This is a genomic window from Pseudomonas segetis (assembly GCF_900188155.1).
Taxonomy (GTDB): Bacteria; Pseudomonadota; Gammaproteobacteria; order Pseudomonadales; family Pseudomonadaceae; genus Aquipseudomonas; species Aquipseudomonas segetis.
Map to the genome: position 1 here is coordinate 732,896 of NZ_FZOG01000002.1, position 15,731 is coordinate 748,626.

At 54.7% G+C, this 15,731-nt stretch carries 14 protein-coding genes; 8 read left to right on the forward strand and 6 right to left on the reverse strand.

The genetic code is table 11. From position 1 onward, the window contains the following. Positions 1 to 3: 3 nt before the first annotated feature. From CHB79_RS09285 to CHB79_RS09315, 7 genes are read left to right on the forward strand one after another with little or no spacing between them, the layout of a single operon-like run. On the forward strand, positions 4 to 522 hold the full coding sequence (locus CHB79_RS09285) for a GspH/FimT family pseudopilin (RefSeq protein ID WP_010489686.1): 519 nt from the start codon (positions 4 to 6) through the stop codon (positions 520 to 522). Next, positions 509 to 1,090, forward strand: a complete 582-nt coding sequence (gene pilV / locus CHB79_RS09290) for a type IV pilus modification protein PilV (RefSeq protein ID WP_010489685.1) — start codon at positions 509 to 511, stop codon at positions 1,088 to 1,090. The genes CHB79_RS09285 and pilV overlap by 14 nt, the downstream gene beginning before the upstream one ends. Further along, positions 1,087 to 1,887, forward strand: coding sequence for a PilW family protein (locus tag CHB79_RS09295; protein ID WP_089359956.1), 801 nt, complete (start codon positions 1,087 to 1,089; stop codon positions 1,885 to 1,887). Before pilV ends, CHB79_RS09295 begins: the two co-directional genes overlap by 4 nt. A 10-nt stretch (positions 1,888 to 1,897) precedes the next feature. Then, entirely contained in the window at positions 1,898 to 2,425 is a 528-nt protein-coding gene (locus CHB79_RS09300) for a pilus assembly PilX family protein (RefSeq protein ID WP_010489683.1), read from the forward strand. A 14-nt stretch (positions 2,426 to 2,439) separates the two neighbouring features. Beyond that, entirely contained in the window at positions 2,440 to 2,781 is a 342-nt protein-coding gene (locus CHB79_RS09305; protein ID WP_089359661.1) for a hypothetical protein, read from the forward strand. 10 nt (positions 2,782 to 2,791) lie between these two features. Further along, positions 2,792 to 7,063 (forward strand): hypothetical protein, encoded by a 4,272-nt coding sequence (locus tag CHB79_RS09310; RefSeq protein WP_089359662.1) that lies wholly within the window; start codon positions 2,792 to 2,794, stop codon positions 7,061 to 7,063. Next, entirely contained in the window at positions 7,063 to 7,500 is a 438-nt protein-coding gene (locus CHB79_RS09315) for a type IV pilin protein (protein WP_089359663.1), read from the forward strand. Before CHB79_RS09310 ends, CHB79_RS09315 begins: the two co-directional genes overlap by 1 nt. A 65-nt stretch (positions 7,501 to 7,565) precedes the next feature. Here the strand turns inward: CHB79_RS09315 and ispH are convergent, their stop codons facing one another. The 6 genes from ispH to murJ all read right to left on the reverse strand — a co-directional run bounded on the left by ispH (position 7,566) and on the right by murJ (position 15,230). Next, on the reverse strand, positions 7,566 to 8,510 hold the full coding sequence (gene ispH / locus CHB79_RS09320; RefSeq protein WP_089359664.1) for a 4-hydroxy-3-methylbut-2-enyl diphosphate reductase: 945 nt from the start codon (positions 8,508 to 8,510) through the stop codon (positions 7,566 to 7,568). Positions 8,511 to 8,621: 111 nt separating this feature from the next. Next, positions 8,622 to 9,059 (reverse strand): FKBP-type peptidyl-prolyl cis-trans isomerase, encoded by a 438-nt coding sequence (locus CHB79_RS09325; RefSeq protein ID WP_010489677.1) that lies wholly within the window; start codon positions 9,057 to 9,059, stop codon positions 8,622 to 8,624. Then, entirely contained in the window at positions 9,052 to 9,564 is a 513-nt protein-coding gene (gene lspA, locus CHB79_RS09330; RefSeq protein ID WP_089359665.1) for a signal peptidase II, read from the reverse strand. Before lspA ends, CHB79_RS09325 begins: the two co-directional genes overlap by 8 nt. Beyond that, complete coding sequence (gene ileS / locus CHB79_RS09335) at positions 9,557 to 12,388, reverse strand: isoleucine--tRNA ligase (RefSeq protein WP_089359666.1); 2,832 nt, start codon at positions 12,386 to 12,388, stop codon at positions 9,557 to 9,559. Before ileS ends, lspA begins: the two co-directional genes overlap by 8 nt. Positions 12,389 to 12,397: 9 nt before the next feature. Further along, positions 12,398 to 13,336: a bifunctional riboflavin kinase/FAD synthetase gene (ribF, locus tag CHB79_RS09340; RefSeq protein ID WP_089359957.1), complete on the reverse strand. Its 939-nt coding sequence runs from the start codon at positions 13,334 to 13,336 to the stop codon at positions 12,398 to 12,400. A 355-nt stretch (positions 13,337 to 13,691) separates the two neighbouring features. Continuing rightward, complete coding sequence (murJ, locus tag CHB79_RS09345) at positions 13,692 to 15,230, reverse strand: murein biosynthesis integral membrane protein MurJ (RefSeq protein ID WP_089359667.1); 1,539 nt, start codon at positions 15,228 to 15,230, stop codon at positions 13,692 to 13,694. Positions 15,231 to 15,421: 191 nt separating this feature from the next. On the opposite strand from murJ, the gene rpsT reads away from it, so the two are divergent. Then, positions 15,422 to 15,694, forward strand: a complete 273-nt coding sequence (gene rpsT, locus CHB79_RS09350) for a 30S ribosomal protein S20 (RefSeq protein WP_010489670.1) — start codon at positions 15,422 to 15,424, stop codon at positions 15,692 to 15,694. The last annotated feature ends 37 nt before the right edge of the window (positions 15,695 to 15,731 follow it).

Genomic DNA, 15,731 nt, shown 5'->3' on the forward strand with positions numbered 1-15,731 from the left:
CTCATGCAACGCGAACGCGGTTTCACCCTCATAGAACTTTTGGTCACGATTGTAGTGCTTGCAATCGTAGTCGCTGTTGCGGCGCCAAACATGAGTACATTCATTGTCTCCCAGAGCGTGAGCAGCCAATCCAGTGAATTACTGAATGCCTTGGCATTCGCTCGTACCGAGGCAACCAAACTTAACGCCAATGTCTCCGTCATACCCGCGACGAACAGCTCATCCGGCTGGAGCAACGGTTGGTGTGTAGGTCCAACCGACATGGCCAACTGCACCAGTGACAACGTCATCCGCAACTTCCAGTCGGCCAGCAGCGGCGTACAGATTACCGCGCCTTATCTGCAGTCGGCCAATCGCTTGACGTTTCGCCGTGACGGCACACTGCTTTCTGGGGTGAGTGCACAGGCATTCAAAATAACCTCTCCGAAACTCGAGGCCACGGGTACAAAAGCACGCTGCATCTATATTGGCGCAATCGGCAAGGCCTCCTACAAAAAGGTAAATCGTGATGATGACTGCTGAGATGCGGCGCTTTCAGAACGGCACATCGCTGATTGAAGCCCTGGTTACGCTCCTGGTATTCACTGTCGGCCTGCTGGGCTTTGCCGCTCTGCAGCTCAGTGCTTTGCAGAGTTCAAGCGACAGTGGCTTTCGCACTCAAGCCACCTGGGTGGTGCAGGAGTTGGCTGAACGCATGCGCGCAAACCCCGATGCCGATGTTGCCGACTACACCGCAGCGGTCGACTGTGCAAGCTTACCCCCGCAGCGATGCAGCGACTATTTTGACCCACTGAGTGGCGCGAAAGTAAACGCCAGCAACTGTTCGGCCGCACAGATGGCCACATTTGATCGCTGGGAAGCCCAGTGCAGCTACGGCGCAACCGCTGCCTATGGAGCTAATGCCACAGCCGCAGACGCGCGCTACACCAGTCGCGACTTTCTGGGACCAGCAGCGGCAGGTGTTGCGCCTTTAGACATTGGCGCGAATGGCAACGTATTTACCATTACCGCGAACTGGCAAAGCAAATCCACGAACACCAGCGGCGCAACCCCAGAAAACATGTCCGGCACTGTGCAGGTTGAACGATGAGAAACCCACTAAAATATGCAGCCAAGAACAGGCAGTCCGGCCTCAGCCTGGTTGAGTTGATGATTGGCATGGCCTTGGGCCTTATCCTGCTGCTGGGCGTGATTCAAGTTTTTCTCTCGAGCCGCCAAACCCTTGCTGTCAATGACGCGATGTCAAAGCTTCAAGAGAATGGGCGCTTTGGCCTGGAGTTCATTTCGCAAAGCGCGCGCATTGCAGGCTATACCTCACCCGGCACGCCCCTGAGCAAACCCTTCCCCATCGAACCTCGCAACTGCGCACTCAACAGTGGCGCCGCCTGTTCGGCAAATGGCGGGGGCAATGTCTCTGACACTGTCAGCTTTACCTTTGAACCCCCTTCTATCGATGGTGCAAAGCGCGACTGCGCTGGCGTGGTTATACCGGATAACCAAATCATCATTAACACCTACTTCATTGCCGCGCCGGATGCCAATAATCCCTCGCCGGCGCTGGCCTGCCGATCCTTCAATCGCACGACAAATCAGCCAGTCAGCCCGACCTCGCGCCTGATTGACGGGGTTGAGAATATGCAGGTGCTATACGGGATAGATGCAGGAGGCGACTCCACCAGCGTCAATCAATTCGTATCAGCGGATCGCGTAACTAACTGGGGCAAGGTCCTTTCGGTGCGTATTGCACTGCTGGCAACCTCCATAGACACAATCAGCCCTCGCCCACCTGTTCGTAACTTTTACCTGCTCGACGCACCACCGATTGCACCTGATGACGGCCTGGCACGACAGATTTTCACTACCACCATCCAGCTGAAAAACATCTAGAGATATCATTATGAAAATCACTCAACACTCTCTAGAGCAGCAGCAAGGTGCAACCCTATTAGTAGCACTTATCTTTCTGGTTGTACTGACAGTTGCCGGTATAACCGCTGCACGCTTCGCCACCAACGAAGAACGAATGGCCAGCAGTAATCAGTTCCGCAATACCGCCTTTCAGTTAGCGCAAACCGAAATAAGATCGCAGATGGCATTTTTCGGCAACCAAGCCAACCGGGGACAATTACAAACGGCAATCGACCTCACTAAAGCTAATGCGGCGGCTGAACCGAATGCGACATTAAGGCAACGCTTCCCGGATCTGAGAGTGTTCACTAATTTAACGGCATTAACCACCGCCCCAGGCCTCACCCAAGCTAATCAGTTGCGCAGCATGGGCAAACTCGACTGCGCAGCATACGGCGAGGGTTATTCTTTCGACGCCTACACCTGTCAGCAATATGAATTGAAAGCACGCTCAACAATAGCCGACAGCGCTTACTCTGATCAGACTCAGGGTTTTGTTTTCTTCAACCTTAAATAAGGACAAGACCCTTAATGAAAAAATTAATTGCACTCATTGGCCTGATCCTTACAACTGCAGCATTAGCCACCAGCTCAAATGCTGATGATAAAGAGCCGCAATATATTGAAAGCGCCGTATTTATTTTAAACATTAAAAACTCAGCACCAGGAAGTATTGACGGCACCGTACTAGCGACACCCTGCACTGGCTGTGCACCACTGACACTGAAGTTAGATAACAACACAGTAGTTTATTTAAACGGCAAGCCCGTGGAATACAATCAACTGGGCCTCAAAATTGACTGGCAAGGCTCTGTGTTTTACACACCGTCTCGCATTCCGGTTGCAACTGAACTTTTTTTGAATCAAAACTGAGGACTCGTCCATGAGCCTGAAACGTAAACTCGCAATTGGCGCCTCAGCCTTTACCTATTTAGCCTTATCACTCAGCACTGCACTGGCGGATGACACCGAAATTTATACCACCCGCGATCTTCCGGCAGATCAGCGGGTCAGGCCAAACATTCTATTTTTGATTGACACTTCAGGCTCAATGCAGAGCGGCGTACCCGGTACTGACTGCGACAGCCTCACACCTATTTACAATGACAGGAATGGTATGCCGCGGGACTGGTGTACCAGCACCGAAGGACGGAGCGACAAGAATAACAATGGCCAACTCACACGTTTACAAGTTGTAAAACAGGTCGTCAACCAATTAGTCGACGAACTCGCGATCACCGATGATTCAAATATCGGACTGGCACGCTTTAGTTCTGACAACGAAGGCGGGTTTATCAATAACCCTGTCAAGCAGGCCAGCACTGCTGCCAACTCGTTCAAATCGAACCTTTCCAGCTACTATGCAAGTGGATCAACGCCTTTACTTGAGAGTTACCATGAAGCCGTACAATATATGCGCGGCAGCAATCTCATTTATGGCAACAGCTCCCGTGGCGTCTATGAGAATGGTACAGGCTCGACTTCACGCAACGAAAACAGTAACAGCGGCTCTCGAAATGGCAACACTTATATATCGCCCATTACAAATTCATGCCAGAAATCCAACATCATTGTACTGACCGACGGCTTGCCCAACGGAGACAGTAGCAGTAACAACACCATCTCCAGCTTGGTAAGAACCGGGGTCGCCAACACCCAGTACACATCATGCAACCGCGGCTACCCGACTGACGGTGAAAGCAATGCGGGTTGCTGGATGCCAGGCTTGGCAGAATGGATGGCCAATAACGATAGCGGCCCTGCCTCATTGACTGGCAAACAGACAGTATCGACCTACACCATTGGCTTCGGCAACATCAGCGACACTCGACTGCTACAAGACACAGCTACATACGGTCAGGGGAAATTCTTTGTCACCTCTGATACATCTGGCCTGGTCAGCTCCTTGAAATCCATCGTTACCGATATTCTGGCCGAAAACACCACCTTCACCACACCAACAGTTTCGGTGAGTGCCTACAGTAACTTTGGTTATCGCAATGATCTTTATTACGCCCTTTTTCGTCCGGCTGAGGGTGCTCGCTGGGTCGGCAACGTCAAGAAATATAAAGCCACCACCGTCAATGGCGACCTGGTCGTCACCGACAGTAGGGGGCAAAATGCGATCGATTCCAGCACAGGCTTTTTTAGCGATAGCGCCCAAAGCTTTTGGAGTCCGTCCGTTGATGGCAAAAACGCCGAAGCGGGTGGTGCAGCCAGCCACTTGAACAACCCATCGACCCGAAATATATACACCTATACGGGCAGTAGCCTCGAGCCCAGTGCAAACCCTTCCCCTGTCAACTTGACCACCAGCGCGAATCTGCTGACGACAAACAACAGCGCTATCACCAAGGCCATGCTCGGTGACAGCGCAATGTCCAATACCCAGAAAACCAACATTCTGACTTGGGCACGGGGAACCAACCCGGCAGATAACTCGGTTCGCTACCAGATCGGCGATATTCTGCATAACACCCCCAAAGTCGTCGCTTACACCAGCGATGAAGACCTGACCCGGGCTAACACCAGTAACAACCAGGATAAACTGGCGCTGTTCTATGGCACCAACGAAGGCTTCATTGGCGCAATCAATCCTGAGACAGGCGCTGAGTATTTTTCATTCGTGCCTAAAGAACTGCTGGGCAACCTAAAGGCCTATTACGAAGACCCACAGGGCAGCGTTAATAAGAAATACGGCATCGATGGCCAGTTCGACCTAAAAGTTAGCTATGGCAATGTTGATCAAACGACCAAGTTGCGCACGGTAACTGCAGTGAACTTATATGCGGGTATGGGCCGTGGTGGTCGTAACTATTATTCCTTGGACGTAACACCCAACACAGCGGGCAACCCATCGTCCATCAGCCCTAAACTGAATTGGGTCATCCGCGGCGGCGCAAGCACAGGCTTTGCTCGCCTGGGCCAAACCTGGTCGACACCTAAAGTTGCCAAGGTCAATTGGAATGGCAATGCGAAAGACGTACTGATTTTCACTGGCGGATATGATCCTATCCAAGACAACGACACCACACCGGACCTCCCAAAAACAGATACTTATGGCAATGCGCTTTATGTGGTTGACGCCGCGACAGGACAAAAACTGTGGATGGCTGGTCCTAGCGGGGATACCGATGCCAACCTGAAGCTAGCAACCATGACCAACAGCATGCCCGCTGACCCAACCCTGGTTGACCTGGGCGGCGATGGTTTGATCGATACCATCTTCACCTCCGATACCCGCGGTCAAATCTTCCGCTTCGATATCAAGTCCAACAACACTGGAGCCGGCAACTTTGCAACCGGTGGTCGAATTGCCAATATTGCTGGCACTGATCAGTTGAACAACCGTCGTTTCTACAACAAACCAGACGTTTCTCTGATCAAAGAGCGCGGCGGAAAAACCTATTTCACCATCAGCATCGGTTCTGGCTATCGCGGCCACCCATTGAGCGAAGCAGCCATTGATCGCTTCTATGTAATCAAAGATACGAACGTATACGCCGCACCATCGACCTACACCTCGATAACAGAAAGCAATCTGACCGACGTTAGTAGCGTTAATTTGTCGACCAGCCAGGCGGCAGATCTGCAGCGCCAAATCGATGTAAAACGTGCTGAAATCGATGCACTTACCGCCAACGAGACATCGGCGCGGGAAAGCTTCAGCAACTATCAAAGCTCTATCGGCTACACCGCCAAGGCAGAGCAGTTGTTGACGACCAATGCCAGCATCAACCAGAAACAAAGTGCAATTGATGCAATTCTAACGAACGATCCATACGTCACAGCGCATGCAGAAGAAGCGGATCAGCAAACGCAGTTGCACAGCCTGACAGTAGTTGCCCAGGATGGCCTGAAACAAATATCCGACCTGCAGCCGACCACTGCCGAAGCCTCGGCATTCAAAGCCGCTCAGTTGCAAAATGATGATGCCACCGACTGGGGCGCCATTCAGGCCAGATTAACGGCTCTAACCACGTCACCTGCGCTGGAAAATGACTACAACGCGATTATTGCCAAGCAACAACAGATCATTGAGACCAGAGCAGTAGACGGCGACACCACAGCACTTGAAGCTGAGTTGGACACTCTGAACGACAATTATCAAAACTCGTCAGATGTTATGGCTCGCGCCGAAGTCGTTGACCAAGCAGCCGCAATCAACGCCGCCATGACTGAGGTCAAGTCGCTACAGCAGGAAGCCTTCAATGCCTACAACTCAAGCGACATAGCCACAGGCGATGCAAAGAAAGCTCAACTAGCGTCCAAGCAAGCAGAACTCGAAGCATTGCTTGCCGGTTTGCCCGCGGCACCAAGCGGTATAGATAACACCGCCTTACTGGCGCAAACGGTAGCAACTGACCAAGCTGCACTTGAAGAGGTCAGTTCTCCCCTGGTGACTCAGGCTCAACTGCTGCAAACGCTGCAAAGCGAGCGCCTGGCGCTAGCTGGTGTGGCCTCCGGACTACAAGCTGATATCCAAGCCCTTGCTGATACCGCCTACGACCCAAGTAGCAATGTGCTTACAGCAACCGAATTGGCCGATGCAACCGCCAATGACGCAGTTGCTCCGTTGACCATGTTTGATGCCTACAACTACTTGATCAACAAGGCCCAGGCGATAGCTGCGGCGCAAATACCGGGCAAACGCACTGAGATCAATGACTTGTATGCTCAGCTCACCCCAGGCGACGACTACACGCCTGATGCAACTACATTAGCCAACAGCAGCGGCTGGTTTATACGCTTCCCGGCAGGTGAGAAAGTATTGGCGAACTCGACGACCTTCGCTGGAGCTGTATTGTTCACCACCTTCCGGCCTAACGGATCGCAAGTGACAACCTGCGGCCCTGACGTTGGTAGCGGTCGCTTCTACGCCTTGAACATTACGGACGCAAGCGCGGTGTTTACCCAGACCATATCTGGAACCAAAACACCCAAGCGCAGCTTTGACCTCACCCACGGCGGTATTCCTTCTGTGCCTGCAACTGTATTAAGCGATGGCAATGCCGTAGGCTTGCTTTGCGGTGCCGAGAGCTGCCTAAAGGACCGTGGCGATGGCGATGAAGAGGGTGATATAGCCTGCGCTGAAGGCGAAAAACTCTGTGAAATCAAGAACCCAATTCGCGGTCTGTATTGGAGAGAGAATTAATGTCTAGGCAAAAGGGTTTTACCCTGATGGAGCTGATGATCGTCGTCGCGATCATCGGAATTTTGAGTGCGATTGCTTACCCGAGCTATCAGAACTATGTCTTGCGCAGCGGCCGCTCAGATGGGCAGGCGTGGCTGATGCGCATCATGCAGGCGCAGGAGCGTTTCTATTCACAAAACCAGACCTACACTACGAATCTGGGCGCAGGTGGACTGGCAATGGCCGGTAACGCAAACGCTGCTGTAATCTCAGAAGACCAGCGCTACAGCATTACAGCTGCAGCCTGCGCCAACGTAACAATAGCCAACTGCGTGATGCTAAGTGCAGCGCCTCGCGGTGCCCAGGCCCAAGATAACGAGTGCGGCACCCTAACCCTCAACAGTCGCGGAACCAAAGGTGAAAGCGGTACCGCCGCCAGCTTCCAAGACTGCTGGTAAGCGCAAAACTACCAATAAAAAACCGCACACTGTGCGGTTTTTTATTGGAGAAATTAGCGGAACAACTAAACCTGCTTCACCCGCAACTCTTTAGGCATCGAGAAGGTTACGTTCTCGGGTCGGCCGAGGAGTTCGCTTTCGCCGGTTGCACCCCAGGCGTGCAACTGGGCGATAACCCCGCGTACCAGGACCTCTGGTGCCGAGGCGCCGGCGGTGATGCCGATGCCATCCACACCCGCAAACCACTCTTGCTTGAGGTCTTCTGCGCCGTCGATCAGGTAGGCTGGCGTGCCCATGCGCTCTGCCAACTCGCGCAAGCGGTTGGAGTTGGAGCTGTTGGGGCTGCCGACGACCAACAACACATCGCATTCGGCAGCCAGCTGTTTTACAGCATCCTGGCGGTTTTGCGTGGCATAGCAGATATCGTCTTTGCGCGGTCCACCGATCGCCGGGAATTTACTGCGCAAGGCGTCGATGACTTTACTGGTGTCGTCCATCGACAGCGTGGTTTGAGTGACGAAAGCCAGGGCATCCGGATTGCGCACTTCAAGCTTTTCGACGTCTTTCTCGTCTTCGACCAGGTAGATAGCCCCGCCATTGCTGTCGTCGTACTGGCCCATGGTGCCTTCGACTTCAGGATGTCCGGCATGACCGATAAGAATGCATTCACGCCCTTCCCGGCTATAGCGCACCACTTCCATATGCACTTTGGTCACCAGCGGGCAGGTCGCATCAAAGACCTTTAGCCCGCGACGGTCTGCTTCGGCACGCACAGCCTGGGATACGCCGTGAGCACTGAAGATAACGATCACATCGTCTGGCACCTGGTCCAGTTCTTCGACAAATACTGCCCCGCGCGCGCGTAAATCCTCGACCACGAACTTGTTATGCACCACTTCATGACGCACATAGATCGGCGGCGAAAAGACTTCCAGGGCACGGTTCACAATCTCAATAGCACGGTCGACACCGGCACAGAAGCCACGTGGGTTAGCGAGTTTGATCTGCATATTGGCCTCGTTGCGCCGTGCGATTGAATTGATACGGAATGCCCAGTTTAACGCCGAGTGACGGCCTGTTTGCAGGCAGGCACCTTACAGATGCCCGCCCCCGATGCCTGATTAGAGCGCCTTGACCTCGATGATTTCAACATCAAAGCTCAGGGTTTTACCGGCTAGGGGATGGTTGAAGTCGATCGTTACCTGGGCATCATCAAACTCTTTGACCACACCCGGCAGCTCGGCGTTGGCTGCATCATTGAAAATAATCAGCAAGCCTGGGGACAAATCCATGCCCTCGAACTGGCTGCGCGGCATCACCTGCAGGTTTTGCGGGTTTGGCTGGCCAAAGCCCTGCTCCGGCAGGATTTCAATGCTGCGCTTGTCGCCAGCCTTGAACCCGAACAGGGCCGCTTCAAAGCCCGGCAGCAGGTTGCCGTCACCCACCTTGAAGGTGGCGGGTTGCTTGTCAAAGGTACTGTCGACCACGTCGCCGTTTTCCAGCTTTATGGCGAAATGCAGAGTCACTTGCCGGTCCGGACCAATACGTACATCAGACATCCGCTTGCTCCTCGGACTTTTTACTTTTGAACATGTCCAGCCCCAACAGGATTGCACCTACAGTGATTGCGCTGTCAGCAAAGTTGAATGCAGGAAAGTGCCAACGGTTTTGCCAGTGCACCAGAATAAAATCGACCACATGGCCCAACACAATACGGTCGAACAGATTGCCGACAGCACCGCCCAAGACCAGCGATAGCGCCACCGCAAGCAGGGTTTCATCGGCTTTGAGGCGCTTCAACCAGACCACCAGAACCACACTCACTACAATCGCAATTGCAGCAAAGAACCAGCGCTGCCAGCCAGACTCAGCAGCAAGAAAGCTAAAGGCCGCGCCCTTGTTGTAGGCCAGCGTCCAACTGAACAAATCAGGAATCACCACGATTTGCTGGTACATGTTCAAGGTGTTGTCGAAATAGAACTTGCTGGCCTGATCGATGACGAACACCAAGAGCGTCAACCACAGCCAGGCAAGCCGCCCAAAGCGGCTTGAGACATTAGGCATAATGACGAACCTCGCCCGCGCCTTCGATGTTATCGACACAGCGACCACAGATCTCCGGATGGGCCGGGTTCACGCCCACGTCTTCGCGGTGGTGCCAGCAGCGACCGCACTTGGCATGAGTCGACTTGACCACTTTCAGCTTCAGGCCAGCCACTTCAGTTTCTACCGCATCGGCTGGCGCAGCGCTGAGTGGAGCCAGGCTTGCCGTCGAGGTGATCAGCACAAAGCGCAGCTCGTTGCCGAGCTTGTTCAAGTCCGCAATCAGGCTGTCTTCACCGTATACAGTCACTTCAGCCTGCAGGTTGCCACCGATGGCTTTTTCCTTGCGCTGGTTTTCCAGCTCTTTATTGACCGCAACCTTGACCGCCATGACCCGTTCCCAGAATTCGCGGTTCATTTCCACGTCTTGCGATTGCTCGGTCAGACCTTGGTACCAGCCGTTGAGCATCACCGACTCGTTACGCTCGCCCGGCAGGTACTGCCAGATTTCATCGGCGGTGAATGCCAGGATTGGTGCAATCCAGCGAACCAGCGCTTCGGCGATGTGGAACAGGGCAGTCTGGCAAGAGCGGCGCGCAACACTATTGGCCGCCGTGGTGTATTGGCGATCCTTGATGATGTCGAGGTAGAAACCGCCCAACTCCTGCACGCAGAAGTTGTGCACCTTCTGGTACACATTCCAGAAACGGTAGCTGTCGTAGGCTTCCTCGATTTCACGCTGCAACAGCAAGGCGCGATCCAGAGCCCAGCGATCCAGCGCAAGCATTTCATCGACTGGCAATGCGTGCTCGGCTGGGTCAAAGCCGCTGAGGTTTGAGAGCAGGAAGCGCGCAGTGTTACGGATACGACGGTAGGAGTCAGCGCTGCGCTGCAGGATGACGTTAGACACCGCCATCTCACCAGAGTAATCGGTCGACGACACCCACAGACGCATGATGTCTGCGCCCAGGCTGTCGTTGACTTGCTGCGGCGCAACCACATTGCCCAGCGACTTGGACATCTTGCGGCCATTTTCATCGACCACAAAGCCGTGCGTCAGCAGTTCCTTGTAAGGCGCATGCCCATCGATTGCACAACCAGTGAGCAACGAAGAATGGAACCAGCCGCGGTGTTGGTCAGAGCCTTCCAGATACAGGTCCGCACGCGGGCCAGAGGTGTGACCCAAGGCATGTGAACCACGCAGCACATGCCTGTGTGTGGTGCCCGAGTCGAACCAGACGTCCAGCGTGTCGCTGATCTTGTCGTACTGCGCTGCTTCATCTCCGAGCAACTCGCTTGCATCGAGCTTGAACCAGGCCTCGATACCTTCGACCTCGATGCGCTTGGCCACTTCTTCCATCAGCTCAGCGGTGCGCGGGTGCAGGTCGCCGCTTTCCTTGTGCAGGAAGAACGGAATCGGCACGCCCCAGTTACGCTGACGCGAGATGCACCAGTCAGGACGGCCGGCAATCATGCTGTGCAGACGCGCCTGGCCCCAGGCTGGCACAAACTCGGTTTGTTCAATTGCCCCCAGCGCGCGCTCACGCAGCGTGCCGCCTTCATTGGGTTGCTTGTCCATACCGACGAACCACTGCGCAGTCGCACGGTAGATCAGCGGTGTCTTGTGGCGCCAGCAATGCATGTAGCTGTGCTGGATTGGCTGGTGCTTGAGCAACGCGCCCACTTCATCGAGCTTGGCGACGATATTCGGGTTGGCCTTCCAGATGAACTGGCCACCGAAGAATGGCAGCGATTCAACATAGACGCCGTTGCTCTGCACAGGGCTGAGGATATCGTCGTTGCTCATGCCGTAGCCTTTGCACGAACGGAAGTCGTCCTCGCCATAGGCCGGAGCGGAGTGAACGATACCGGTACCGGAGCCCATCTCGACGTAATCAGCCAGATACACAGGCGATAAACGCTCGTAGAACGGATGGCGGAAACGAATCAGTTCCAGCGCCTCGCCCTTGGCGGTAGCAATGACGCTGCCCTGCAGGCCGTAACGCTCAAGACTGCTTTGTACCAGTTCTTCACCGAGCAGCAGCAACTTGTCGCCGACATCAACCAGTGCGTAGTTGAACTCGGGATGAACGTTGAGCGCCTGGTTGGCCGGGATGGTCCATGGCGTGGTGGTCCAGATAACAATGCTGGCAGGCTTTGGCAGGCTGCCCAAGCCGAATGCAGCGGCCAGCTTATCGTTGTCTTCACAGGCAAAGGCGACGTCGATGGCGTCGGACTTTTTATCCTGATACTCAACTTCAGCCTCAGCCAGGGCCGAGCCGCAATCGAAACACCAGTTGACTGGTTTGAGGCCTTTGAAGACAAAACCTTGCTTGACCATCTCAGCCAGAGCGCGCACTTCACCGGCTTCATTGGCGAAATCCATGGTGCGGTAAGGCTTTTCCCAGTCACCAAGCACACCGAGGCGGATGAAGTCGGCTTTCTGGCCTTCGATCTGCTCGCCCGCATAGGTGCGGCAACGCTCACGGGTGAGATCGGCGGGCTGGTTCTTGCCGAACGTGGTCTCGACCTTGTGCTCGATCGGCAGGCCGTGGCAATCCCAACCCGGAACGTAAGGCGCATCATAGCCGGCCAGGGTTTTCGAGCGGGTGATGATGTCCTTGAGAATCTTGTTGACCGCATGACCGATGTGAATGCTGCCGTTGGCGTATGGAGGGCCATCGTGCAGCACGAACTTTGGACGGCCCTCGCCCAGCTCGCGCAGTTTCTGATACAGGTTGATATCGTTCCAGCGCTTCAGGGTTTCCGGCTCGCGCGTCGGCAGGCCAGCCTTCATCGGGAACTTGGTATCAGGCAGGTTTAGCGTGGCTTTATAGTCGGTCATCTCGGCTCTTCACTTAAGCGGTTGGCCCTGCCAATGGGCACGGGCGGCGGCAATATCGGCAGCAATTGCCGTCTTCAGCGCCTCAAGAGAGGCAAATCGCTGCTCATCACGCAGCTTGTGGTGGAACGCCACCGTCAAACGCCGGCCATAGACATCACCGGCAAAATCCAAAAGGTGCACCTCAAGGTGGGCGCGACCATCACTGTCCACACTGGGCCGTACGCCGATGTTGGCAACCCCGGGCCAGGTCTTACCGTCAATTTCAGTGCTGACCAGATAAACCCCGGTCAGCGGCACACGACGGCGCTTGAGCTGAATATTCGCGGTTGGCGCATTCAGTTGGCGCCCCAGCTTCTTGCCGTGCAACACGCGCCCCGCGATCTGGAATGGTCGCCCCAGCAAGTGCTCTGCAAGGCTGAAGTCAGCGTTTTGCAGCGCCTCACGAACCCGCGTACTGCTGACACGGATGCCATCGAGCTCAACTGTGGTCGCGGCCTCGACACTGAAGCCTTCGCGCTTGGCGGCGGCGGACAAAAACGCAAAATCACCGGCACGATCGCAACCGAAGCGAAAGTCGTCACCCACTTCCAGGTGACGCACGCCCAGGCCTTCAACCAGCACCTTGTGCACAAACTCTGCGGCGCTCAGCTCACGCAAACGGCGATTGAACGCCAGGCACAATACCCGATCAACCCCTTCAGCCGCCAACAGTGCGAGCTTGTCACGCAAGCGGGTCAGCCGTGCCGGCGCGGTATCCGGACCAAAAAACTCACGGGGTTGTGGTTCAAAAATCACCACGCAGCTGGGTACGCCAAGCTCTGCGGCTCGCTCGCGCAAACGCGCCAAAATAGCCTGATGGCCACGATGGACGCCGTCGAAATTACCAATGGTGGCAACACAGTCCCGATGCTGGGGGCGCAGATTGTGTAGGCCTCGTACCAGCTGCATAACGCGCTTCTTGCTCATAAAGTGGTCGATTATACGCATACCCGACCGCAGACAACAGGCAACAACGTCGCAGCAGATCAGAAATCTGCTACTCAATTAACCCGGTTTCGATTCATCGAACGGACAAGCGTGAGTAAAAAACGCTAGCCGTTCCATCACTGCCAACAAACAACCTTGCTCCGCGCCCTAAGCGGCGGACAGAAAAGCGCTGTCCGCCCTAAATCACCTCTAGAGTGTGACAACCCGAAGCTTGCCCACCAAACACAACCCATTATCCAAATATTTGTGCAGACAGATCGCGGGCAAAAAGCGGTACCCACCCTACTGATTTAGGGCTGAAAAGTTAAGTTGCAAGCTAGGCGATGGCCTTGCGTGAAAAGTCGCGCAACCTGAAGCCCATCAACAGCAAGCTGGCGAAATAGCTGAGCAAGCCCGCCGCCACCAACACGCCCAGGCGCAACAAACGCTCAAGCATTCCGCCGGAGGACCATTGCGGCATGAAATGCATGACGCCAAACAACACCCCGGCCATCACACTTACCGCCACCACCAGCTTGACCAGATACATCGCCCAGCCCGGCTGCGGCTGGAACATATCAGCCTTGCGCAACTGCCAATAGAGCAAGCTTGCATTCAGGCACGCCGCCAAACCGATGGACAAGGCCAGCCCCACATGGGCTAGCGGACCGATAAAGGCCAGGTTCATAAGCTGGGTTGAAAACAAAGTGAAGATTGCGATTTTTACCGGCGTCTTGATGTTCTGCTGCGCATAGAAGCCAGGCGCCAGAATCTTCACCAGGATAATCCCGAGCAACCCCACGGCGTAGGCAATCAACGCCTGCTGCGTCATCAGTGCATCAGTGGCGCTGAATTTGCCGTACTGAAATAAAGATACGGTCAAGGGCTCAGCCAATACCGCCAGGGCTACCGCACTTGGCAGCACCAGGACAAAGCACAGGCGCAACCCCCAGTCGAGCAGACGCGAGTAGTCTTCACGGTTGGCGCTGGCATAGGTTTTCGACAGCGCCGGCAGCAAAATGGTACCCAGCGCAACGCCAAGCACACCAGATGGAAGCTCCATCAGGCGATCAGCGTAATACATCCATGAAACCGAGCCCGCGACCAAAAACGAAGCAAATATGGTGTTGATAATCAGTGAAATCTGACTGACCGACACACCAAAAATCGCTGGTCCCATTTGCTTGAGAACGCGCCATACGCCGCGATCCTTAAGGTTCAGGCGCGGCAACACCAACATTCCCACCTTCTTCAGGTGCGGCAGCTGGTAAAGCAACTGCAATACCCCACCGACCAACACCGCCCAGCCCAGCGCCATGATCGGCGGGTCAAAGTAAGGGGTCAAAAACAAGGCAAACACTATCATGCTGAGGTTAAGCAAGGTCGGCACGAAGGCCGGCACCGAGAAGCGATTCCAGGTGTTGAGCACAGCCCCGGCGAGCGACGACAGGGATATCAGCAATATATAAGGAAAGGTAACCCGCAGAAGATCAGTGGTCAGCGCAAAGCGATCGGGCTCATCGGCAAAGCCCGGCGCGGAAATCCACACGATCCACGGCGCCGCCAGGACGCCAAGCAAGGTCACGAATGCAAGCACCAAGGTCAGCAATCCGCTGACGAATGCAATGAAGGTTCGCGTCGCTTCATCGCCCTGTTGGGTCTTGTACTCAGCCAAAATAGGAACAAAGGCTTGCGAAAATGCCCCTTCGGCAAAAATTCTTCGCAGCAGGTTTGGCAACTTGAAAGCCACCACAAAGGCGTCCGAAGCCACGCCAGCACCGAATGTGCGGGCAATAATGGTATCGCGCACAAAACCTAAAACACGCGAAAGCATGGTCAGGGAACTAACGGCGGCCAGCGACTTGAGCAAATTCATGAGATAATGATTTTTCCGCATGCAAGTGAGCCAGCGGACAATCCACCGGCTCACGAAGGCGTCGAGTGTAGCGGCCTGCCACTTGTCAGGCTATAGCTGGGAAACGTCATTAGTCTTGACAGACGAATACCTTCTAGGCATGATTCGCGGCCTTATTTGTTTGCAACCCCAAATTTTCGAGGAGCTTGACGGTGGCCAATACACCTTCTGCCAAAAAACGCGCAAAACAGGCTGAGAAGCGTCGTAGCCATAACGCCAGCCTGCGCTCGATGGTCCGTACCTACATCAAAAACGTTGTGAAAGCTATCGACGCTAAAGATGCTGGCCTGGCCCAAACTGCTTACACTGCAGCTGTTCCGGTCATCGACCGCATGGCTGACAAAGGCATCCTGCACAAGAACAAAGCAGCTCGTCATAAGAGCCGCCTGAATGCCCACATCAAGGCACTCAGCACTGCTGCTTAATTAGCAGTCAGTTCTTGGCGTAACGCCTTAAAAAACC